This is a genomic window from Thiomicrospira sp. S5, from assembly GCF_003991075.1.
GTDB classification, from domain to species: Bacteria; Pseudomonadota; Gammaproteobacteria; order Thiomicrospirales; family Thiomicrospiraceae; genus Hydrogenovibrio; species Hydrogenovibrio thermophilus.
Map to the genome: position 1 here is coordinate 708513 of NZ_CP014470.1, position 22010 is coordinate 730522.

The window sequence follows — 22010 nt, forward strand, 5'->3', positions numbered from 1 at the left end:
TCAGAAAGACGCGTCCTGGCGTTATACCGGAACCGACTCGCTCAAGCAAGCGAAAATGATCGGCATCATCAAAGGGTACGATTATGTGGATCCGACGGTGATGGACTACATTAATCAAAATCCGGAAAATGTTCTGGCCATTACCGGCGAAAAGCCTCTGGAAAGATTGATTGAAATGCTCATCAATGGCCGTTTGACCGCCATCATTGAAGATAAAATCGTCTTGGAATATAAGGCCAAACAAATGGGCAAATCGGACCAAGTGAAAGTGTCCGGCACCACCAGCGCGGTGATTGATGTTTACAGCAGTTTCTCGCCGAAAAACCCTAAGTCCGAGGAATACGCCAAAATTCTCTCGGAAGAAACCCTGAAAATGCGAAAAAGCGGTCGTTTACAAGAATTGCTGGAGCGTTACGGCATTCAAGATTGGCAAGCACAATAAAGAATGATGACTTAAATGCGTGGCTTACTGAATCGTTATCGCCAATCCATTGCGCTCCACCTGTTGACCGTCATCTTCGGGTTTTATTTTTTGGTGGCGGTATTGGTGACGGTGATTCAGCTTTACAAAGAATACGAAAACACCAAAAAAGAGTTTTATGAAGAAATCCAAACCTTACCGGCCACCTTTGGTAAGGGCATTTCCGATTCGGTTTGGACGTACAATCAAGAACTGTTGCGCTCCATTTTACAAGGCATGTACAACCTTCCCATCGTGGTGGGGGTTAAAATCGAATCGCTCGACCACAAGATGGACTTGCAGATCGGCACCGTATTCAATGAACAAAACGAAGTCACCTACTTTGACTCGATGGGCAACCCCACTGAGCAGCAGCTTTTCGGCCTGGGCGCCAAATCGCTTTTCGATTACCAATTCCCCATTCATTATCAAGGCCCGGCGTTTGACGAAGATATTCCCTTAGGAAAGGTGACACTTTATTCCAATGACCATCTGGTATTCGAACGGGTCAAATACGGCTTCTTTCTGATTCTGATTAACTCCTTAATCAAAACCTTCGCGCTTTGGTTCATTATTTATTTCTTCATCAGAAAATATTTAGGGCGCCCGCTGCAGGAATTCACCCTGAAGATTCAGCAGCAAAACACTCAATCCCCGCAGTCCATTGACTTGGAAATTCCGTGGACGGATAAAAATGAACTGCTTATTTTAAAAGACAGTTACAATCAAATGATCCGGCGATTGAACGGTCATCAACACGAGTTGTTAAAGCTGAACCAAGAGCTGGATGAAAAGGTCAAGGCTCGTACGCTCGATTTAGAACAGGCCAAAGAAAGCGCGGAAAAACTGGCGTACAGCGATCCGCTAACACAGCTCAGCAACCGCCGTGCGTTTTTTGATTTTGGGCAACGGATGTTGGATCAAGCGTATCAGCAAAAAATGCCGTTGAGTTTGATTATGTTGGATATCGATTATTTTAAAAAACTCAACGACACCTATGGCCACGCTTTGGGGGACAAAGCATTGCAAGCGTTTGCCAACACGCTTCAAAACCATCTACGTCCGGCCGATTTGTTGGGTCGGTTAGGCGGGGAAGAATTTGCGGTGCTGTTGCCTAATACCGCTGAAACGGAAGCATTGGCTATAGCGCAAACTCTTCGCCAGCAAATCAGTCAAATCGAGTTAGAACATAATCAGCAGTTTATTCAATTTACCGTCAGTCTAGGGGTGGTTGAAAGTAACCGGGAAAGCGCCAATATCGATGGACTACTTGCTCAAGCGGATAAAGCGCTGTATGTCTCAAAAGATAAAGGGCGCAATCAGGTCACCGCGTATTCTGAAATCGACCATGATTCGATGCCATAAACCTTGATAAGGCGTCCTTGCGAAATAGGATTAGCGCCCTGTTTTTGAGTGCGTTTTATGAGAGCGATTTGGGTGCTCGCCAAAAAACATGATGAAAACCCTGTTATTTTCTTTATAATATCGTCCTTTTCAATCGCTGTATCTGTCATCCTGTATCAATCAGGATTTCAAAAATTGCACGTCAATCTGCCTCCTTAGCTCAGTTGGTTAGAGCACCCGACTCATAATCGGTAGGTCCTGTGTTCAAGTCACAGAGGAGGCACCATTTTCATTCATGGTCTTTTTTGTTTCATGAGTGTGTTTGTCTAGCACCAGTTTAGTGCGTTTTAGAATGGTACTCATCTGTACTTTTTAACTTAACCTTTCAAAATCAATCGCTTAATTCTATGGCATGCAAAATGCTTGCAGATTTGCACATAATTTTATTATTACTAAATTTAACTTTCATAATAATGTGTGAATCGACTGAATAATCACCAGGCCTGGCGGTTTTGGGAAATCAGTGGATTAAGTGAGGCGAAGATGGTGAAAACAAATAAGGCAACCGGTTTGTTCCGGCATGACGATGCAGCCTTGCCGAATGCGTTGGCATTTGGGTATGTGTTATTGACCTATGGATTCGGGTTGTATTTTATGCTGTCCGATTCGGGCTGGCTGAATGCGGTGGGGGTTTTGGCGCTGGCGCATTCGATGGTGATTGCGGCCTACTTGATTCATGAAACGGCGCATTTGAGTTTGTTCCGGAAAAAGGAGCATAACCAGTGGTTTGCAGAAATTCTGTTGTGGATTACCGGCACCAGTTATTCGCATTTCGACGATATTCGTAATAAACATAACCGCCATCATATCGACCGGGCGGATGTGGTGTCGTTCGACTTTCGTCCGTTGTTGGAAAAGCATCCACGATTTTTGAAACTGTTGAAAACTCTGGAATGGTTTTACATTCCGGCGTTGGAAGTCTGGATGCATTTTCTGGTCATCGTCTTGCCGTTCATTAAAGAAAGCCGTCGTTCCAGACGGGCGCGCGTGGTGTTCTTTTTGGTCGTTCGCGTGGCGTTTTTCTGGGCGCTGGCTTCGGTGTCGATCGATGTGTTGTGGCTGTATCCGATTGCGTATTTGATGTTCTTGACGGTGATGCGCTTTATGGATGTGCATCAGCATACTTATGAGGTGTATGAAACTCTGGATCAAAAGCGCGGGCCGGAAGCGCGTCTGCGCGACGCTCAGTTCGAGCACGACAATACCTATTCCAATCTGCTGTCGGAAAAGTATCCTTGGGTGAACTTGCTGGTGCTGAATTTCTGTTACCACAATGTCCATCATGACAGCATGTTGCAGCCCTGGTATCGATTGCCGAAATTGCACCAGGAATCCTATGGCGATGATGATCGTCAAGTGCTGACGTTCCGCCACCTCATGAAAAGTTTCCACCGTTATCGTGTGCCGCGCATTTTAAACGCCGACCCTGTCAATTTGCCGGTGAAGCAGGATGAAGGCGAGAGCTTTATCGGTGTGGATGGCGTGTCTTTCCTGACCGCGCATTAAAACGAGATTGGAGCGAATATGACCCAAGTAACCAAATTTTGGCCAATTCTCACCGGCCGTCATACCTATGAAAAAACCTTGTCCACGCGTGGGCGCGGACAGGGTGAAATCATTCAGGCGCCGATTTTGGCCTATTTGATTGAAACCAAAAACGGTCGCATTCTGTTTGATGTGGGCTGTGATTATCAAAAAATTCAGCAAAAAGAGCAGCGTGCCCATTATTACGAGCACGACGGTTTTCCATTCGGGCCACCGGAAATGGATGAGGAAGAACGTTTGCCGAATCGTTTGCAGGAACTGGGGTTGAAAACCGAAGATGTGGATTTGGTGTTTTGCAGTCATTTGCATTTCGACCATGCCGGCGGCTTATGCGAATTCTGCCATGCCGAAGTGCATGTCCACGCTCAGGAAATGGCGGCGGCGAAAGAGCCGGCGGACGATGCTTATTTTGCGTCCGATTTCGAGTTGCCCTTGAATTGGAAGTTGCAAACCGGCGAGTACGAGTTAACCGACGGAGTCAGCGCGATTGAAACTCCGGGCCATACTGCGGGGCATATGTCGATGCTGGTGGAGTTGCCGAAAGGTCCGCCGATTTTGTTGGCAGGCGATGCGGCGGACTTGACGGAGAATATCGAAGACGAAGTCGCGCCCGGTTTGTGCTGGCAGGATAACGAGCAATTGGCGATCGAGAGTATCCGTAAATTGAAATACCTCAGTGAAAAACAGCAGGCGGCGCTTTGGCCGAATCATGATTGGGCATTTTTCCAGCGCCATAATCGATTCCCGAACTTTTTCGAATAGAAAGGCGGAGCCGTCAGGCCCGCTTTACGTTAGTAACTTACCCGGCAGCGTCACGCTGTCTTTTTTTTGGATGATGGATTTTTAAGGATTTTAGGTTATGGAACTTGTCGCCACGGTGGTGCTGTTTTTTTCCTCGGTGTTATGGGGCCTGGCTTGGTTGCCGTTGAAGTATTTGCATGAAATGGGGTTTGACGGGATTCCGCTGACCTTGTTTTTGTACACCATTATGTTGGTGGTGATTTTGCCGTGGATTTGGCGCAAACGTTCGGAAATTCGCCCGTCCTGGAAAATCTTGCTGGCCATCGGTGTGCTGGGCGGCGGGGCGCAGTTGGCGTTCAATACCGCGATGATTTACGGCGAAGTGATTCGGGTCATGGTGCTGTTTTATCTCTTGCCGGTTTGGGGTGTGATTGGCGGCCGTCTGTTTTTGGGGGAAGCCATCGACCGGGTGCGTTGGTTGGGATTGGGGCTGGCGGTGTCCGGCGCCTTCTTGGTGGTGGGCGGTTGGAAAGCCCTGGAATCGCCGCCGTCCTGGATTGATGCGCTGGCGCTGTTGTCCGGTTTTTTGTTTGCCATGAATAACATTGCTTTCCGAGTGTCGCCGAAGGTGGATGTGTCGCTGAAGTTGGCCTTTATGTTCGGCGGTTCGGTGTTGATGGCCAGCGGGGTCATTCAGGTGATGTCCTTGCCGACCTTGCCGGATGTCAGCCTTCAGGCCTGGGGAATTTTGTTCTTGTTCGGCGCGGTTTGGATGATGATGGCCAACCTCGGAACGCAATGGGCGGTGACGCACATGGAAGCCGGACGTTCTTCAATCATCATTATTATGGAGCTGGTGACGGCGGTCTTGTCGGCCAGTATTCTGTTGAATGAAACCATGAGTCCGACGGAAATGGTCGGCGGCTTGTTAATTGTGGTGGCCGCGTTCCTGGAAGCACGTCGTGCAAACGGGCACTGAATTGCACCATATGAAAAATATTTGACCCAAAGTAATGCGATTTAACCGATCTTAGGGTTGGTTAAAATCACGTTATTTTTGTTATATTGTTGAAAAATAAAGACAAAAAGTTTTTTGGTTCGACCTGTGTTTATAAATTATTACCTTTCTCTTAAATTGTAATAACTAAGGTGGTGTAATCATGTTCTCATATAAAAAGCTATTAGGTGGTCTTGCGGGGCTGTTGCTTTCCGTTCAAGCGATGTCGGTCAGTGCCGAGCCGTTGAAGATTGGATACAGTGACTGGCCAGGATGGGTGGCTTGGCAGGTCGCAATCGAAAAAGATTGGTTTAAAGAAGAAGGCGTGGACGTCAAATTCGAATGGTTTGACTATGTGGCGTCAATGGATGCCTTCGCGGCCGGACAGTTGGACGCGGTTGGCATGACCAACGGTGATGCGTTGGTAACCGGTGCGACCGGTGCGCGCAGCGTCATGTTCTTAATGAACGACTACAGTAACGGTAACGATATGGTGATCGGTGCGCCGGGCATTGAATCCGTTAAGGATTTGAAAGGCAAGAAAGTCGGCGTGGAAGTCGGTTTCGTGAGCCACCTGTTGTTGCTGAACGCTTTGAAAGCCAATGGCATGAGCGAAGGTGATGTGGAGTTGGTGAATGTGCCGACCAATGAAACCCCACAAGTCTTGGCGTCCGGTCAAGTGGATGCGATTGTCGCTTGGCAACCAAGCTCCGGTTCGGCATTGAACTTGGTACCGGGTTCGAAAGCCATCTATACCAGTAAGGATGAGCCAGGTTTGATTTACGATATGTTGTGTGTCTCGCCAAGCAGTTTGTCGGCGAATCGCGACGATTGGGTAAAAGTGGCCAAAGTCTGGTATCGCGTTGTGGACTTCATCAAGGATCCGAAGCACTATGACGAAGCCATCGAAATCATGTCTTCTCGTGTCGGTCTGTCTCCGGACGAGTACAAAGGGTTTGTGGACGGCACCAAAATCCTGACCTTGGAAGAAGCGAAGAAACACTTCCAAAAAGGGGATGGTTTCAGTTCTCTGTATGGTTCGACGCAATTGTCTGATGACTTCAACGTCGCCAACAAAGTTTACGATACGCCACAAGACGTGAACGCTTATATTGACCCTTCCATCACAACGGGTCTGTAATCGGCTGAACGGCTGAAGCGGACTCAAAAGGCCACTGGTTCCAGTGGCCTTGTCTTTTAACACCTCTCTGTTTTCTGTTATTCGCAACGTACCTGATATGGGGTAAGGGCTGCGGCTGACTTGAAAACCGAGTTGAAGGAGAAAACCATGAAGTTATGGCATGACCTGACGTGGGAAGAAATCGGCGAGTTGGTCGAACAGGGTATGGATGCCGCATTGCTGCCGGTCGGTGCGACCGAGCAGCATGGCCCGCACCTAGGGTGTGGCATGGATTCGGAAATTGCCCGCCACTTGAGTGAGCAGGTCTCGGCCAAAACCCAGGTTGCGGTGCTGCCGACTTTGCCTTACGGCTGTTCCATCGGGCACTCGCATCGCTGGCCGGGCACCATTGCCTTGCAGCCGAAAACCTTGATTGATGTGGTTAAGGAAATCGGCGATTGGGTGGCGGCTTCCGGGTTCAAGCGCCTGTTCATTCTCAACAGTCATGTGTCCAATTTCGCACCGTTACGCTGCGCGTTGGAAATGCTGCGTGCCGAACACGACGGCTTTATGGTGGCGCTGATTAATTCGTCCACCGTCAGTGAACGCGTCAAGGCGCGGCATTTCGACGATGCCGAGGATTGGCACGCTAATGAGGCGGAAACGTCATTGATGATGGCGTTGGCGCCGAACCTGGTGCGGGACGATAAGTTAGCAACCAGTGATGACCCGGATCGGACGGAAGACTGCGTGTTTTCCCATCCGGTGAATCGCACCAGTTTGAATGGCGTGACCGGAAAACCGAGCGACGCTTCGGTTGAAAAAGGCCGGGAGCTGTTCGATTGGATGGTGGATGACCTCAGCGCTCTGGTGATGAAAGGTTTACAAGAAGAGGCGCCTTTGCCTCACGGCTATTTTGATCAAACAAAGGGATAAAAGGATAAACAAATGAATTCGAAAATTGATGTGGATGCCATGCAACGCCGCTTAAAGGACATGGGCATCAAATATTGTTTGGGCGCTTACGTGGACATTCACGGGATACCGAAAGGCAAATTCGTGCCAATCGATCATTTGCACCATATGGTGGAAGGGTCGGAATTGTACACGGGGTACGCGCTGGATGGTTTGGGGCAGATGCCGAACGACGATGAAATCGCTTCGGTGCCGGATCTGGACAGTTTGATTCAACTGCCTTGGCAACCGGAGGTGGCTTGGATGGCGGCCGACAATACCTTGCACGGCGAGCCTTATGAAATCAACACGCGTGTTGCTTTGAAGAAAGTCTTGGCGGAAGCCGAAGAAATGGGCTTTGGGTTTAACCTCGGCATCGAGTGCGAGTTGTTCGTGCTGAAAGAGGAAGAAGACGGCTCCTTGTCCGTACCGGATAAGGACGATAAGCTTATCAAGCCGTGTTACGACGTGCGCAGCTTTATGAACCGCTTCAGCTGGCTGGATAAGATGGCGACCACCATCAACGATTTGGGCTGGGATTTGTACTCGCTCGATCATGAAGACGCCAACGGTCAGTATGAATTCGATTTCAAATTCAGTGATGCGCTGACCATGTGTGACCGTTTTATTTTCTTCCGTTACATGGCGAAACACTATGCGCAGGAAGAAGGCTTGCTGGCGACCTTTATGCCGAAGCCGTTTGCAAATAAAACCGGTAACGGGGCGCATTTCAATATGTCGCTGTTCGATAAGGATACCGGCGAAAATGTCTTTGCCTGTGATCCGAAAGACGATCCGCGCGGTTTGGGCTTGACCGAAATCGGTTATCACTTCATCGCCGGTGTTTTGAAGCACGGTCCGGCTTTGTGTGCGGTTTTCTCGCCGACGGTCAACAGTTACAAGCGCTTGATTCGCCAAGGAGCGATGGCAACCTTCTCCTGGGCGCCGGTGTTCAATTCCTTCGGTTCCAATAACCGAACCAATTCGGTGCGAGTGCCGATGGGCGGCGGGCGTTTCGAGTCGCGTAATGCCGACGGCTCGGTGAATCCGTATCTGGCGGCGACGTTGGTGTTGGCGGCCGGTTTGCAAGGGGTGCGTGAGAAATTGGATCCTGGTATGCCGCAGGAAGACAATCTGTATGAGTTGTCGGAAGCCGAGCGTTTGGAAAGAGGCATTGAGTTCTTGCCGCAAAACCTGGCGGAAGCGGTGGAAGCCTTTGCGGCAGATCCGTTTGTCGAGGAAGTGCTGGGTTCCGAACTGCGCAACGAGTTCATTAAATACAAAACCGAAGAATGGGAGGAGTACCACCGCACGATTTCCGAATGGGAAATCAAGCGTTACAGCCACTTGTTCTGATTGGCTGTATTCGATTCATTCTGTTCAGCTCGGGCCAAGGCGGGAAATCGCCAGGCCTGGGCGTTTTGGTTATTTGACCACGGTCCAGCTGACGTCGTTCTGATTCAGCGCTTTGGTGACCGCTTCCGGCATCGGTTGGTCGGTGATCAATAAATCCACGTCTTCAAACCCGCAAACTCGTTCCAATTTCCCCAATCCGAATTTTGAATGGTCCGCCAGTATCGATGTTTGGCGTGAGCGTTTAATCATTTCCCGTTTTAACGCGGCCACGTCTTGGTCGTACTCGGTAATGCCTTCCAATGTAATCGAGCCGCAGCTCGAAAAACAATGATCGGCATTGAATTGCTGGACGGCGGAAACCGTCGCGGCGCCATAGCAACTGCCTTCCGATGCACGGTATTGGCCGGGCAGCATGATGATTTGATGGGTCGGGTTTTCCGACAGCGCGATGGCGATGGAAAAGCTGTTGGTGATGACCGTCAGTTCCTTTTTGGTGATGGCGAGGCGATTCGCCAGAAAGGTGCAGGTCACGCTGGAATCGAACATTAACACTTGCCCGTCGCTCACTTGCTTTTCCGCTTCCTTGGCGATGCGCATACGCTCTTCCGGAAAAATATTCTTGCGTTGATTCAGTACGCCTTCCTTGGCGGTCGACATATTCGCGGCACCGCCGTGGGTACGCTGCAACAGCGATTGTTCGGCTAAAGCATCAATGTCGCGTCGAATGGTTTCGATGGAGACATTGAATTCCTGCGCCAATTCGGAAATCAGCACCACCGGCTTGATTTGCAGCAGATGCAAGATGCGTTCGTGCCGTTGGTTTTTGTTTAAACGAGCGGGAGCGATGGGTTGCATGTCGAAGTCCGTAACAATTGATTTGTGCTTATCTTACCGTATTTAGGTGGAATATTTTGTGGTGATTACAACATTTTTATGTAAATTTTGGTGCAAAAGCGGGCATAAAATGTGGCATTAATATGGTTCATATTGAGATGAAAAATATTAATATGTTGATTTAAATGAATTATTTTTTATTTGGGTGCATGTTTGCTTTTTTGCTCAAAACCAAGTTTTTGTGGTTTTTACCAATTTTATTGATGTCTCATAGGAGGTTTGCAATGGCAAGTTCTAATTTTGGAAGACGTGATTTTCTGAAAGCTGCAGCGGCAATGTCGGCGACGGCGGCAATTCCAGGGTTGTTTCCAGGGGTGGCGAATGCCGCTCGTACCAACGAATTGAATATTTTGGTGTGGGAAGGTTACAACTCGGACAATGTTCTAGACCCGTTTCGTCGTGAGTTCGACACCAAAGTGTCGGCGGAAAACGTCATTTCCGACCCGGATGCCGTGAATAAACTGCGCGCCGGCGAAACCAAGGTATGGGATTTGATTAACCTGAACAACCCTTGGGCACGGGAACTTCTCTATCCGGAAGGGTTGATCAAACCACTGGATCAGGAACGGTTTAAACCCTATTTCGACAAGATGATGGACGAGTTCAAGTGGCCTTACAAGTGGGCCATGAGTCTGGACAACAAAGAGCTGTTGGGGATGACGCAACGTTTCGGGCCTTTGTCTTTTGTAGTGAACACCGATGTGATTTCGCGCCCGATGGCGGAAGACCAAGGGTTCAACCTGTTTATGGATCCTAAGATGAAAGGGCGTTACGGGATTCTGACCTGGGCGAACTGGAACATCTACCACATGTGTATCACGGCCGGCTTCTCGCCGTTCAGAAAACACACCAAGGAAGAAATGCAGAAGTTCAAGGAAGTGGCGACTTACATCTTCAAAAACGCCAAGCTGGCGTCGGATGACCATTTGGCGATGAACCAGGCCTTGATTACCGGCGAAATCGACGCTTACTTTACCGGCGGAACCTATTCGTGCTCCGTGGCGCGTTACGACGGTTTCTCAAATGTTCGAGGCATTACGCCGAAAGAAGGGCCGATTGATGGCAAGGGTGGGATTGTCTGGGTGGAAGTGACGTCCATCGTGAATAACCCGAACCTGTCCACCAAAGCGGAAGATTTCCTGGAGTACGTGCAAAGACCGGATGTGTCCAAGAACGTAGCGTTTGCGGAAGGGTCTCATAACCCGGTTACCCAAATGGGGATTCCGGAAGTCATGAACGCTTTCACCAAGAAAGAATTGGATGCGATTCAGTTCGACAGCCTGGAATGGGAGTTGGAGCATTGCGCCGATTACGACGTGAACCCGGATTACGCCGAAATGTTGGAGCTGTACACGGCCGCGCGTCGTGAAGCGAAAGGATAAATCGTAATTGAAACTGGCGGGCACGTCTAACGTGCCCGGCTTGAAAGAGAGATGGACTATGGATCAAGAAACGGTTCTGAAGTTAAAAGACGTCGACAAATTCTTTAACGATTTTGTGGCGGTCGACCGAATCAATCTCGATGTGAAAGACGGTGAATTTTTTACCATCGTCGGGCCGTCGGGCAGTGGGAAAACCACCATGATTCGTATGTTGGTCGGCATGGACAAACCGACAAATGGCGAAATTTCGCTGCGAGGCAAGGTCATCAACGACGTGCCGGCCAATAAACGGCCGACCTGCATGGTGTTCCAGTCTCTGGCGCTGTTTCCACATAAAACGGTCGGTGAAAACATCGAGTTCCCGATGAAAATCAAGGGCGAACTCAAGAATTACCGCAAGGCACGAGCCATCGAGTTGCTCGAGCAATTGCACCTGTCGGAAAGTTATTACGACAAGATGATTACCGAATGTTCGGGTGGGGAAAGACAACGTGTCGCTTTGGCGCGTGCCCTGGCATTCGACCCGGAGATTTTGTTCTTCGACGAACCTTTGTCGGCACTGGATTACCGTCTGCGTAAGACGCTGGAAAAAGAGCTGAAAGACATTCAACGTAAGACCGGCAAAACCTTTATTTACATCACCCACTCATTGGAAGAGGCGATGGTGATGAGTGACCGCATCGGCATTATGCGCCGCGGTCGACTGATTCAAGTGGGCACGCCCGAAGAAATCTACAACAGCCCGGTGAATGGCTTTGTGGCGCAGTTCATGGGTGAGGTCAATCAATTTGAAGTGGATGTGCGCGGCGACGAACTGGCCGACTCGAAAATGTTGGCGACCTACCGTTCGCCGAATCCGGCTTACGACAATTCTTCGGGCATTCTGATTGTGCGTCCGGAAGACATGCGTTTGCTGTCGCCGGAAGACACGGCGGAAAACGAACTGGAAGGCACGTTGGTGAACCAGTATTCGCTGGGCTCACGCACCCAATACCAAGTGATGGTCAACGGCAAGACGCTGCTGGTGGAAATGCTCGGTGCCGGTGTTGATGTATCCGAAGGGGATGAGGTTAAGGTGGGCTGGTCCACCGACAGCGCCATCCTGTTGAAAGAATAAGGTGTGTTATGAAAACGACATCCGTAAAAGAAGAAAGCAGCGCCGAAACGCCTAAGCGTTTTCGCCAGGCCTGGCTGAAAGACTGGTTGAAGCAGACCGGGTTCTTGTTGTCGCTGCCGGTGATGATTCTGTTTTTCGCCGGCTTCATCGGGCCTTTACTGTTGGTCGGCATCTACAGTTTCATGCCGTCGAAAGAATTCGGACTGGACCATCTGCCGACGCTGGAAAACTACGCCGATATTTTCAGCAGCAGTTATTACCTGTCGTTCGGTTGGTCGCTGATTCTGGCGTTGGTGACCACGGTGTTGTTGATTCTGATCAGCTGGCCGGTCGCCTATGGTTTGGCGAAAAGCTTTAAGCGCTCGATGATTTTGACGCTGATTTTGGTGTTGCCGTTATTCGTATCGGAAAACGTGCGTCTGTTCGGCTGGGTGCTGATGCTGGTGAATCACGGGGTGCTGGACGGCTCCCTGAACGCCATGTTCGGCGTGGATTTGCCGAGTTTGCTGTACAACGTGCCGGTGATTCTGCTGGGCCTGTTGTACACCTATCTGCCGTTCATGTTGTTCCCGATGGTGTTGGGCATTTCCATGATTCCGGAATCCTGTCGCGAGGCCAGTTTTGACATGGGCGCCAACCGCTGGCAGGTGTTCAAGGAAATTGAATTGCCGCTGGCGATGCCGGGCATTCTTATCGGTTCCCTCTTGACCTTCGTGTTGGTGATGGGGTCGATTTCCGAAGCCAAAATCTTGGGCGGCCAATCCATCATCATGATTTCGCACGATATCGAAACCGCGTTTACCTATGCGCAGAACTGGCCGTTAGGATCCGCATTGGCGACCCTGTTGATTTTGTTGATCGGGGCTTTGGTTCTGACTCTGTTGTCGAAACTGGATTTAGACCGTTTGTTCGGTCGTAAGAAATAAGGAAATCGTATGTCAGCCATGTATCAAAGTCGATTCACCTCCGCCAACCAGAAGCTGATGCGCTGGTGGACGGTGATTGTCATTTTGTTCCTGTATATGCCGATGCTGGCCGTGGTGTTGGCATCTTTCTCGAAGATCAAGTTTTTCATGTTCCCGGTGAATATTTGGTCGACCAAATGGTATGAATCGGTCTTCAATTCTTTGTCGATTCGGGAGTATGTTTTCACTTCTTTGAGTATCGCCGCCGTGGTCACCGTGATTTCGGTGGTGATGGCCATTTTTGGCGCCCTGGCGTTTGCGCGTTATGACTGGAAAGGGCGCAGCATCTACCAAAAAATGATTCTGTTGCCGATTTTCTTTCCGCAGGCGGTGTTGGGCTTGGCGATTCTGTTGTGGACGTCCTCATTAGGCATTACGCCGACCTGGCACACCGCGATTTTCGCGCACCTGGTGTGGATTGTGCCGATCGTCACACTGGTCATCGCCATTCAGGTCTACGGTTTCGACCCGTCGGTGGAGGAAGCGGCTTATGACCTGGGCGCATCCCGTGTGCAGGTCTTCAAGGAAATAACTTTGCCGATTCTGTGGCCGGGCATTTTTTCCGGTGCCTTGTTCGCTTTCTTATTGTCCTGGGGGAATTTCCCGCTGTCCACCTACACCACCGGGGCCGATCAAACCGCGCCGGAATGGCTCTACGCCAAAATGGTGGCCGGTTATACCCCGCAGGTTCCGGCATTGGGATCGCTGACCGTGTTGATGGCAGCAATCATTCTGTTCGGCAGTTATTGGCTGGGCATGCATTTTAAAAAGAAAAAACAACGAGCAAAGACGTGAGGTAGCCGTAAGGATCTATGTTTGAACAAATGAGTTATGACGCGCAACTGGCCTATCTGCAAGGCGTTGCGGAAAAAGCGTTGCAAAAGTGGGCGCTGCCCGAACCGACCGGTTTGAAGCTGTTGAGTTTGTCGGAAAACGCCACTTACCGTGTCGATTTACCGGATCGTGATCCGTTGATTTTGCGGGTACACCGCACCGACTACCATTCCCGCGATGGGATTCAGACCGAGTTGGATTGGATGAAAGCCTTGCAGGAAGACGCCGGTATCCAAACGCCACAGTCCATCGACGGTCGTGACGGTTCCGCGATTCAGGAAGTGGTGTCGGCGGCTTTGGACGAAGTGCGTTATGTGACGTTATTTCATTTTATCGACGGCGACGAACCGGATGAATCGGACCTGATCGAACCCTTCAAAAAGTTGGGCGAAGTCACCGGAAAAATGCACAACCACGCACGCGGCTGGACGTTGCCGAGTTATTTTGACCGTTTGGTGTGGGATTACGATGGTTGCATCGGCGACACGCCCAATTGGGGCGACTGGCGAAAAGGGCCAGGCCTGAAGCCGGAAGATGTCGGAACACTGGAAGCGGTCTCCGATTTGATTAAACAGCGGCTGGCGGCCTTCGGGCAATCGCCGCAACGTTTCGGCTTGATTCACTCCGATATTCGCTTGGCGAATCTGCTGATTTGCGGTGACGACACCCGAGTCATCGATTTTGACGATTGCGGGTTGGGCTGGTTTTTATATGACTTGGCATCTGCGGTCAGCTTTATCGAAACCAACCCTGGGTTGGATAAGGTGATTGACGCGTGGGTGGAAGGCTATCGACGTAGCGCATCGCTTTCCGAAGAAGAGGAACGGGAAATTCCGACCTTCATCATGATGCGGCGTTTAACGTTATTCGCCTGGCTGGGCTCGCACCCGACGGCGGATTTGGCTCAGGAGTTAGGCGATTCATTCGCACAGGGTACGGTGGAGTTGGGTAACGCCTACCTGACACAATTTCAATCATAACGCAGTGATTTAATGTAAGGATTTGACTAATGGCAAGTGAACAAAAACAGGCCTTTTTAGAGAGAACCAAAAAGGTTTGGAACCCGGGGAAAACCCAGGATTGGATCGATACCGGCGTCGATATTGTCATCGACCGACGCGAAGGCTATTGCTTTTGGGATATGGACGGGCACCGTCTGATCAATATGCATTTGAACGGCGGGGTCTATAACCTCGGGCATCGCAACCCGGAAGTGATTCAGGCGGTGACCGACGCCATGGCGCATTTCGACATCGGTAACCACCATTTTCCGTCTTTGATGCGTACCGAACTGGCGGAAAAACTGCTGGCGACGGCACCGGACAATATGCAATACGCCATCTTTGCCAGCGGCGGAGGTGAGGCGATCGACATCGCTTTGAAATCGGCACGCCATGCCACCGGCAAGAAGAAAATCGTGTCGTTGCAGAACTGTTACCACGGTCATACCGGTCTGTCGGTGAAAACCGGCGCGCCGCGTTTCAATGAGATTTTCTTAACCGAACCCGAAGCCGACCAGTTCGTTCAGGTGCCGTTTAATGATTTGGACGCAATGGAAGAAGCGTTGTCCGGGCGGGATGTGGCTTGTGTCATCATCGAAAGCATTCCGGCGACTTACGGTTTCCCGATGCCGGCACCCGGCTATTTACAAGCGGTGAAGACCCTGTGTGAAAAATACCAGGCCTTGTATGTGGCGGATGAAGTACAGACCGGCCTGATGCGAACCGGCCAGATGTGGTGTTGCACCGGCTATGGTGTGGAACCGGATTTACTGGTCACCGGTAAAGGCTTGTCCGGCGGGATTTATCCGATTGCCGCGGTGTTGGTGACCGAGCAGTCCGGCCAATGGTTGACCGAAGACGGTTGGGCGCATATGTCCACTTTCGGTGGCTCGGAAATCGGTTGCGCGGCCGCCATCAAAACCTTGGAAGTGGCGCAGCGCCCGGAAACATTGGAAAACATTCAACGTATCAGCGATTATTTTGATCAGGCGCTGGCCGATTTGCAGGCCAAGTACCCGGATTTCTTCGTCGGTGTTCGTAAGAACGGCCTGGTGATGGGGCTGGAATTCGATTACCCGAGAGGGGCTGAACTGGTGATGCAGGAACTTTATAAACAGGGCGTTTGGGCGATTTATTCTGCGCTGGACCCGAGAGTGTTGCAGTTCAAAGCCGGTTTGTTGATGTCGTTGGAGTTATCGAAAGAGGTCATGGACATTCTGGAATGTTCCATTGACGCAGTGGTGAAATCGTTACCGAAGACCTAAGCCGTTATTGAAGTCGTTTAAAAGGAGGTTATATGTTGACATCCATTCAAGGAAAAACCGTTTTAATCACCGGTGCCAGTAAGGGCATCGGGCGTGGCATTGCCAAAGTGTTCGCCAAGCAAGGCGCCAATACCGTCATCGTAGCGCGGCATTTAGACGCCGCTCAAGCCGTGGCCGATGAATTAAAGGCCGCCGGTTACGAAGCCATGGGCGTGGCCGCCGATGTGGCCGACAAGGCTTCATTGCAATCCGCGGTGCAAACCGCGGTTGAAGCCTACGGCGGTTTGGATATTCTGTGTGCCAATGCCGGGATTTTCCCGTCCGCCAGTTTGGAAGAAATGACCGAAGAGGATTGGGATACGGTGATGAACACCAACCTGAAAGGGACATTGTTCAGTGTGCAAACCTGTTTGCCGGAATTGAAAAAATCCGGGGCCGGACGGGTGGTGATTACGTCGTCGATTACCGGGCCGATTACCGGATTCCCCGGCTGGAGCCATTATGGTGCCTCCAAAGCCGGGCAGCTCGGTTTTATTCGCACCGCCGCCATCGAATTGGCGAAATACGGTATCACTGTGAATGCCGTCATGCCGGGCAATATTTTGACCGAGGGTCTGGAAGACATGGGCGACGATTACCTGACGCAAATGGCTTCCTCGATTCCGCTGAAACGTTTGGGGTCGGTTGAGGACATCGCCAATGCCATGTTGTATTTCGCGTCGGAAGAAGCGGGTTACGTCACCGGGCAAACCATCGTCGTCGACGGCGGACAAGTGTTGCCGGAATCTCTGGAAGCGGTCGGTTAACCGCTAAACGGATTGGGATAACATTATGTGTCAATGCGGCCAACATACGATTCATGCGCTGGGCAAACAGCAAAGCCATTGCGGATGGGATTGTGATAATCGTCCGGAATTGACGGTGGTGTCCGGCGATTGTCTCGACATAGAGGTGCACGATGCGTCGGGCGGTCAGTTATCGTTGGATTCCGGCGTGGACGATGTCATTAATTTCGATTTCGATCGAATCAACCCAGTCACCGGACCGGTTTGGGTGGAAGGGGCCGAACCCGGCGATGCCTTGAAGGTCACGTTGCTGGATTACGAGCCGTCCGGCTGGGGCTGGACCGCCAATATTCCGGGATTCGGGCTATTGGCGGACGAGTTCGAAGACGCGGCCTTGCATCTTTGGCAGTATGATCCGGACAGCTTGTCGCCGGCGTTATTCAATGAATTTGCGAAAGTGCCCTTGAAACCCTTTGCCGGCACCATTGGCGTGGCGCCGCCGGAAAAAGGGTTTCACAGCATCGTACCGCCGCGGCGTTGGGGCGGAAACATGGATATTCGTGACCTTGCCAAAGGCAGCGAGCTTTGGTTGCCGGTCGGTGTTGAAGGCGCCTTGTTCTCCATCGGCGATACCCACGCCGCGCAAGGCGACGGTGAGGTGTGTGGCACCGCGATTGAAAGTCCGATGACGGTATCGGTGAAGCTGGAGTTGGAAAAAGCGCAGAATCTGCCCGCGCCGAAATTTGCCACACCGGGGCCGGTCACGCGCCATTTGGATGCCGAAGGGTATCACGTCACCACCGGCGTCAATCATGACTTGATGACCGCCGCCCGCGATGCGGTGCGTTACATGATCGACGAGTTGCAAAAACAGCATCAGTTGGCGGCGATGGATGCTTATATGTTGTGCAGTGTGTGCGGCGATCTGAGAATCAGTGAAATCGTCGATGCCCCCAACTGGATCGTCTCGTTTTATTTTCCGAAATCGGTTTTCTCATAGGTTTTTCGCAATTTATGGCTCAGTATCACTACACTTTAGGGCAACTGGTCTATCGCTTTGACGACTTGAAGGATTTGATGGCGAAAGCCACCCCCATGCGTTCCGGCGATGTGTTGGCGCAAGTGGCGGCCAAAACCGAAGAGGAACGGATGGCGGCCCGTTTCGCGTTGGCGGAACTGCCGTTGAAAACGTTTGTGAATGAAGCCGTGGTGCCTTACGAATCGGATGAGGTGACGCGCTTGATTATGGACGATTGGGACGAAACCGCGTTTGAACCGATTGCCCATTTGACGGTGGGCGACTTCCGGGACTGGTTGTTGGATTATGATACCGATGCCGCGGCCTTGGCGACGGTGGAAGCCGGGTTGACTCCGGAAATGGTGGCGGCGGTCTCGAAGCTGATGCGCAACCAGGATTTGATTCTGGTGGCCAGCAAAAAAGAGGTGGTCACGCGTTTCCGGAATACCATCGGCTTGAAAGGCGGGCTGTCGACACGTCTGCAACCCAATCATCCGACCGACAGCACGCAAGGCATCATTGCCTCGACCTTGGACGGCTTGCTGAACGGTTCGGGCGATGCGGTCATCGGCATCAATCCGGCCACCGACAACGTTCAGGCGGCCTCGGCTTTGATTCGGTTGCTGGATGAAGTGCGGCAACGTTACGACATTCCGATGCAGTCTTGCGTATTGACGCACGTCACCAACAGCATGGTGATGATGGAACGGAACGAGCCGGTGGATTTGGTGTTTCAGTCGATTGCCGGAACCGAAGGCGCCAATAAAACCTTCGGCATTGATTTGGCGGTGCTGGCCGAAGCGCATGAGGCGGCCTTGTCGCTGAAACGGGGCACGGTTGGCGATAATGTGATGTATTTCGAAACCGGTCAGGGCAGCGCCCTGTCGTCCGGATTTTTTCATGGCGTCGATCAGCAAACGTTGGAAACGCGAGCCTACGCCGTGGCGCGCAAGTTCCGACCGTTGTTGGTGAATACGGTGGTCGGTTTTATCGGCCCGGAATATCTGTTCGACGGTAAGCAGATTATCCGCGCCGGGCTGGAAGACCATTTCTGCGGCAAGCTGCTGGGCGTGCCGATGGGGTGCGATATTTGTTACACCAATCACGCCGAAGCTGACCAGAACGATATGGATAACCTGCTGACGTTGCTTGGCACGGCCGGGGTCAATTTCATTATGGGCATTCCCGGCGCCGACGATATCATGCTCAATTATCAGACCACGTCCTTCCACGATGCCAATTACTTGCGGCAGGTGTTGGGCAAAAAACCGGCACCGGAGTTCGAGCGCTGGCTACGAGATATGGGTATTCAAGATGCGGCCGGGCACCTGTTACCCGAAAATCAGCCGACGCCGTTATTGACGAATCAAACGTTTGGGGGCGAAGTATGAAGGCGTCTCAGCCGCAGGTTTTACAGGACTTGGCGAAACTCAAACACATCACCGAGGCGCGCATCGGTTTGAAGCGAGCGGGTTCCAGTCTGGCGTCGAAAGAGGTGCTGACGTTCGATTTGGACCACGCCCGTGCGCGCGATGCGGTGCATTTGCCGTTTCAACCCGAAGCCTTGGCAGAGCCAATCGAGGCGTTGGGCGTGTCGACCCTGACGATTCAATCCGCCGCCGTGGACCGCATGACTTATTTACAGCGCCCGGATTTGGGACGTAAGCTGGGGTTGGAGTCTCGTACTTTGTTGCAGGAGCAAACACAGGCAGAAGAAAGTACGGAAGCCGATGTCTGCATTGTGATCGGGGATGGCTTGTCGTCCAAGGCGATTCAACAGAATGCCGTGCCCTTTTTATCGGTTTTGTTGCCGTTGTGTCGGGCCAAAGGCTGGCGACTGACGCCGGTGCATCTCGCCACTCAGGCGCGTGTGGCCTTGGCGGATGAAGTGGGAGAGCAGTACGGTGCGAAGTTGGCGGTGATTCTGATTGGCGAACGCCCCGGTTTGAGTGCGGCCAACAGTATGGGCATTTACATGACTTACGAGCCGCGTGTCGGCCGTTCCGATGCCGAGCGCAACTGCATTTCCAATATCCGACCGGGCGGGCAAAGTTACGAGCAGGCGGCGGATTTGCTGGTGCGGTTGATGGAAGGTGCTTTGCAAAAGCGGTTGTCCGGCGTCGGTTTGAAAGACGATTTCGAAGAAACGCCGTTGATTGAATAAACACCCGCGCGAAAAACGATTCACTCAAAACGGCCAGGCCTGGCCGTTTGATTACATCTCGTATAACCAATAGAAACTGAAACCGGGAATGACCAGGGTGTTGTTAAAGATTTCCGGTTTGTGGCGTGTCACCAGATCAATCAATTGACCTTCCGAATAGGTGCCCCAGCCCGCGACTTCCTCCATATTCAGGTTTTGCGGTTTGCCATTGAAATTGGCCACCACCAGAACCCGGTCCGTGTATTTATGCGGGTCGAAGCGGTTGATGACGAACAGATTCGGATTTGCGACGTCAATCAATTCACGGTTGTTGAAATCGGCAAAGACGTGGATGTCTTTACGCACGGCAATCAATTTTTTGATGGCGCTGAAAATTTCGTATTCGACCGCACCCGGTGTATTGCGTCGTTCGGCCTTTTCCCAGTTGATGGAGGGACGATGCACCCAACGGTTATCATCCATTTTATTCGGGTCGGACAAATAGGAGTCGTCGTTGAGAGTGCCGATTTCATCGCCATAATACAGCAGCGGCATGCCGCCGAACGAGAAAATCATGCTGTGCATCAGAATAATCAGTTTGATGGCGTCGTCTAGGGCTTCGATATCGCCGGTTTCCAGCGCGTATTGCAACCCGACCAAGGAGGCGAGTGAACCGGAAATACGCGCGTCGCCGGTTTTGGCATTGGCGGCAAACGGTAAGCCTCGGGCGTGGGAGTTGTCGAATTTCCCGATCAGATAGTCGATGAGGAAACGGCGGTGCGAATGCGGTTCGTATCCGGCGCGGATGATGTCTTTGTCGTCAAACCCGAGGCCGATGTCATCGTGGCAGCGCACGTAATTCAGCCAGGTGGCTCTTTCCAGCTTGACCGGCAGGCTCTTGATGCCTTGATTGAGCAGCTTGGCGTTTTTGGTGGCGACGGCATCCCACATCAAGGCCATAAAGGTAGCGTTGTAGGCGATTTCGCACTCTTTGGCGATGACGGCGTCTTCACCGAAGTATTTGGTGACTTCCACCGGCGCGACGATGGCTTCGGCAATGAACAACACACCCGGTGCCGTGACTTGGCAGCAATCTTTCAACAGTTGCAGAATCAAATGGGCTTCGTGTTCGTTTTGGCAGGTGCTGCCGATTTTCTTCCAAAGGAAAGCCACCGCATCCAGGCGCAGAATGTCCGCGCCCTGGTTGGCCCAGAACAGAATGACATCGAGCATCTCGATGAACACGGCCGGGTTACTGTAATTCAAATCCCACTGATAGTCGTTGAAAACCGTCATCACCCAGCGTTGCATTTCCTCGTCCCAAGTGAAATTGCCGGGCGAGGTTTCCGGAAAGACCTCCGGCATGCTTTGCTCGAACATATCCGGGATATTGCGCGATTCGAAGGTGTAGTAGTAGTCCTGATATTTGGCGTCACCGGCACGGGCTTTCTGGGCCCATTCGTGTTCGTCCGAGGTGTGGTTCAAGACCACGTCCAACGCCAGCAGCATGTCGCGGTCGCGCATTTCACCGGACAGGGTGGTGAGGTCGTCCAATGTGCCGGCGCGCTCGTCGATTTCACGGAAATCGCTGACCGCATAGCCGCCGTCGCTTTCGCCTTCCGGGCATCGCATGATCGGCATGATGTGCACCATGTTCACGCCGAGCTCCTGAAAATACGGCAGGTGGGTTTGCATGCCGTTGAGGTCGCCGGCGAAACCGTGCGCGTACATGGCCATGCCGACCCATTTTTGGCTGAGGAACCAGTTGTAGTCCTTTTCACGTTCGATATCGAGGTCTTTCAGACAATCGGGACGCTTGATGTATTGGCGTGCCATGGTTTCCACCAGACGCAGCGCCTGGTCGTTGAAGTCTGGCCGGTGGCCGTACAAGCGTTCGAATAAGGAATGAATGGCGTAGAAGTTTGCGCCCAGTCGGGTGTAGAAATGCCGCAGGTCTTCTTCGTAGATATCCGGTTTAATTTTATTGAGGATATCGTTCAGCAGCGAATGTGAGATTTGCTCGTACATA

Annotated in this window: 20 protein-coding genes and 1 tRNA gene; 19 read left to right on the top strand and 2 right to left on the bottom strand. The window is 51.6% G+C overall.

The features are described from left to right. Positions 1–55 precede the first annotated feature (55 nt). The 9 genes from AYJ59_RS03200 (at position 56) to glnT (ending at position 8577) form a co-directional block, all read left to right on the top strand. On the top strand, positions 56–442 hold the full coding sequence (locus AYJ59_RS03200) for a transporter substrate-binding domain-containing protein (RefSeq protein WP_127119319.1): 387 nt from the start codon (positions 56–58) through the stop codon (positions 440–442). A gap of 15 nt (positions 443–457) precedes the next feature. Then, entirely contained in the window at positions 458–1825 is a 1368-nt protein-coding gene (locus tag AYJ59_RS03205; protein ID WP_127119320.1) for a diguanylate cyclase, read from the top strand. 188 nt (positions 1826–2013) lie between these two features. Further along, positions 2014–2090 (top strand) — tRNA-Ile (locus tag AYJ59_RS03210). 257 nt (positions 2091–2347) lie between these two features. After that, positions 2348–3370 carry a fatty acid desaturase gene (locus AYJ59_RS03215; protein ID WP_127119321.1) on the top strand — a complete coding sequence of 341 codons (1023 nt, stop codon included), beginning with the start codon at positions 2348–2350 and terminating at the stop codon, positions 3368–3370. 18 nt (positions 3371–3388) lie between these two features. Further along, positions 3389–4171 carry an N-acyl homoserine lactonase family protein gene (locus AYJ59_RS03220; protein ID WP_127119322.1) on the top strand — a complete coding sequence of 261 codons (783 nt, stop codon included), beginning with the start codon at positions 3389–3391 and terminating at the stop codon, positions 4169–4171. A gap of 97 nt (positions 4172–4268) precedes the next feature. Continuing rightward, a complete protein-coding gene (locus AYJ59_RS03225) occupies positions 4269–5129 on the top strand; it encodes a DMT family transporter (RefSeq protein WP_068649300.1) in 861 nt (286 codons plus the stop codon). A 181-nt stretch (positions 5130–5310) separates the two neighbouring features. Then, entirely contained in the window at positions 5311–6288 is a 978-nt protein-coding gene (locus AYJ59_RS03230; protein ID WP_127119323.1) for an ABC transporter substrate-binding protein, read from the top strand. A 147-nt stretch (positions 6289–6435) separates the two neighbouring features. Then, on the top strand, positions 6436–7203 hold the full coding sequence (locus AYJ59_RS03235; RefSeq protein ID WP_127119324.1) for a creatininase family protein: 768 nt from the start codon (positions 6436–6438) through the stop codon (positions 7201–7203). Between the two features lie 12 nt (positions 7204–7215). Continuing rightward, complete coding sequence (gene glnT / locus AYJ59_RS03240; RefSeq protein WP_029938737.1) at positions 7216–8577, top strand: type III glutamate--ammonia ligase; 1362 nt, start codon at positions 7216–7218, stop codon at positions 8575–8577. A 69-nt stretch (positions 8578–8646) separates the two neighbouring features. Here glnT and AYJ59_RS03245 read toward each other — a convergent pair whose 3' ends face one another. Further along, positions 8647–9432 (bottom strand): DeoR/GlpR family DNA-binding transcription regulator, encoded by a 786-nt coding sequence (locus AYJ59_RS03245; RefSeq protein WP_127119325.1) that lies wholly within the window; start codon positions 9430–9432, stop codon positions 8647–8649. A 263-nt stretch (positions 9433–9695) separates the two neighbouring features. On the opposite strand from AYJ59_RS03245, the gene AYJ59_RS03250 reads away from it, so the two are divergent. The 10 genes from AYJ59_RS03250 to eutC are packed head-to-tail and all read left to right on the top strand — an operon-like array spanning position 9696 to position 20002. Next, a complete protein-coding gene (locus AYJ59_RS03250) occupies positions 9696–10853 on the top strand; it encodes an ABC transporter substrate-binding protein (protein WP_051673416.1) in 1158 nt (385 codons plus the stop codon). A gap of 58 nt (positions 10854–10911) precedes the next feature. Then, a complete protein-coding gene (locus AYJ59_RS03255) occupies positions 10912–11970 on the top strand; it encodes an ABC transporter ATP-binding protein (RefSeq protein ID WP_029938734.1) in 1059 nt (352 codons plus the stop codon). 8 nt (positions 11971–11978) lie between these two features. Beyond that, positions 11979–12896 carry an ABC transporter permease gene (locus tag AYJ59_RS03260; RefSeq protein WP_127119326.1) on the top strand — a complete coding sequence of 306 codons (918 nt, stop codon included), beginning with the start codon at positions 11979–11981 and terminating at the stop codon, positions 12894–12896. 9 nt (positions 12897–12905) lie between these two features. Then, positions 12906–13730, top strand: a complete 825-nt coding sequence (locus tag AYJ59_RS03265) for an ABC transporter permease (RefSeq protein WP_206197898.1) — start codon at positions 12906–12908, stop codon at positions 13728–13730. A gap of 17 nt (positions 13731–13747) precedes the next feature. Next, positions 13748–14749 carry a phosphotransferase enzyme family protein gene (locus AYJ59_RS03270; RefSeq protein ID WP_127119327.1) on the top strand — a complete coding sequence of 334 codons (1002 nt, stop codon included), beginning with the start codon at positions 13748–13750 and terminating at the stop codon, positions 14747–14749. A 29-nt stretch (positions 14750–14778) separates the two neighbouring features. Continuing rightward, entirely contained in the window at positions 14779–16035 is a 1257-nt protein-coding gene (locus AYJ59_RS03275) for a class-III pyridoxal-phosphate-dependent aminotransferase (protein WP_029938730.1), read from the top strand. Between the two features lie 32 nt (positions 16036–16067). Further along, entirely contained in the window at positions 16068–16841 is a 774-nt protein-coding gene (gene fabG / locus AYJ59_RS03280; protein ID WP_029938729.1) for a 3-oxoacyl-ACP reductase FabG, read from the top strand. Positions 16842–16866: 25 nt separating this feature from the next. Beyond that, a complete protein-coding gene (locus tag AYJ59_RS03285) occupies positions 16867–17820 on the top strand; it encodes an acetamidase/formamidase family protein (RefSeq protein ID WP_127119328.1) in 954 nt (317 codons plus the stop codon). Between the two features lie 14 nt (positions 17821–17834). Beyond that, on the top strand, positions 17835–19229 hold the full coding sequence (locus tag AYJ59_RS03290) for an ethanolamine ammonia-lyase subunit EutB (protein ID WP_127119329.1): 1395 nt from the start codon (positions 17835–17837) through the stop codon (positions 19227–19229). Beyond that, positions 19226–20002, top strand: a complete 777-nt coding sequence (eutC, locus tag AYJ59_RS03295) for an ethanolamine ammonia-lyase subunit EutC (RefSeq protein ID WP_127119330.1) — start codon at positions 19226–19228, stop codon at positions 20000–20002. Before AYJ59_RS03290 ends, eutC begins: the two co-directional genes overlap by 4 nt. A 51-nt stretch (positions 20003–20053) precedes the next feature. Here eutC and AYJ59_RS03300 read toward each other — a convergent pair whose 3' ends face one another. Further along, a complete protein-coding gene (locus AYJ59_RS03300; RefSeq protein ID WP_029938725.1) occupies positions 20054–22009 on the bottom strand; it encodes an amylosucrase in 1956 nt (651 codons plus the stop codon). Between the last annotated feature and the right edge of the window lies 1 nt (position 22010).

Excerpts from the sequence above, each read along its gene's own strand:
- AYJ59_RS03200 (WP_127119319.1), top strand. The coding sequence starts at position 56 with ATGATCGGCATCATCAAAGGGTACGATTATGTGGATCCGACGGTGATG.
- AYJ59_RS03205 (WP_127119320.1), top strand. The coding sequence starts at position 458 with ATGCGTGGCTTACTGAATCGTTATCGCCAATCCATTGCGCTCCACCTG.
- AYJ59_RS03215 (WP_127119321.1), top strand. The coding sequence starts at position 2,348 with ATGGTGAAAACAAATAAGGCAACCGGTTTGTTCCGGCATGACGATGCA.
- AYJ59_RS03220 (WP_127119322.1), top strand. The coding sequence starts at position 3,389 with ATGACCCAAGTAACCAAATTTTGGCCAATTCTCACCGGCCGTCATACC.
- AYJ59_RS03225 (WP_068649300.1), top strand. The coding sequence starts at position 4,269 with ATGGAACTTGTCGCCACGGTGGTGCTGTTTTTTTCCTCGGTGTTATGG.
- AYJ59_RS03230 (WP_127119323.1), top strand. The coding sequence starts at position 5,311 with ATGTTCTCATATAAAAAGCTATTAGGTGGTCTTGCGGGGCTGTTGCTT.
- AYJ59_RS03235 (WP_127119324.1), top strand. The coding sequence starts at position 6,436 with ATGAAGTTATGGCATGACCTGACGTGGGAAGAAATCGGCGAGTTGGTC.
- glnT (WP_029938737.1), top strand. The coding sequence starts at position 7,216 with ATGAATTCGAAAATTGATGTGGATGCCATGCAACGCCGCTTAAAGGAC.
- AYJ59_RS03245 (WP_127119325.1), bottom strand. The coding sequence starts at position 9,432 with ATGCAACCCATCGCTCCCGCTCGTTTAAACAAAAACCAACGGCACGAA.
- AYJ59_RS03250 (WP_051673416.1), top strand. The coding sequence starts at position 9,696 with ATGGCAAGTTCTAATTTTGGAAGACGTGATTTTCTGAAAGCTGCAGCG.
- AYJ59_RS03255 (WP_029938734.1), top strand. The coding sequence starts at position 10,912 with ATGGATCAAGAAACGGTTCTGAAGTTAAAAGACGTCGACAAATTCTTT.
- AYJ59_RS03260 (WP_127119326.1), top strand. The coding sequence starts at position 11,979 with ATGAAAACGACATCCGTAAAAGAAGAAAGCAGCGCCGAAACGCCTAAG.
- AYJ59_RS03265 (WP_206197898.1), top strand. The coding sequence starts at position 12,906 with ATGTCAGCCATGTATCAAAGTCGATTCACCTCCGCCAACCAGAAGCTG.
- AYJ59_RS03270 (WP_127119327.1), top strand. The coding sequence starts at position 13,748 with ATGTTTGAACAAATGAGTTATGACGCGCAACTGGCCTATCTGCAAGGC.
- AYJ59_RS03275 (WP_029938730.1), top strand. The coding sequence starts at position 14,779 with ATGGCAAGTGAACAAAAACAGGCCTTTTTAGAGAGAACCAAAAAGGTT.
- fabG (WP_029938729.1), top strand. The coding sequence starts at position 16,068 with ATGTTGACATCCATTCAAGGAAAAACCGTTTTAATCACCGGTGCCAGT.
- AYJ59_RS03285 (WP_127119328.1), top strand. The coding sequence starts at position 16,867 with ATGTGTCAATGCGGCCAACATACGATTCATGCGCTGGGCAAACAGCAA.
- AYJ59_RS03290 (WP_127119329.1), top strand. The coding sequence starts at position 17,835 with ATGGCTCAGTATCACTACACTTTAGGGCAACTGGTCTATCGCTTTGAC.
- eutC (WP_127119330.1), top strand. The coding sequence starts at position 19,226 with ATGAAGGCGTCTCAGCCGCAGGTTTTACAGGACTTGGCGAAACTCAAA.
- AYJ59_RS03300 (WP_029938725.1), bottom strand. The coding sequence starts at position 22,009 with ATGTACGAGCAAATCTCACATTCGCTGCTGAACGATATCCTCAATAAA.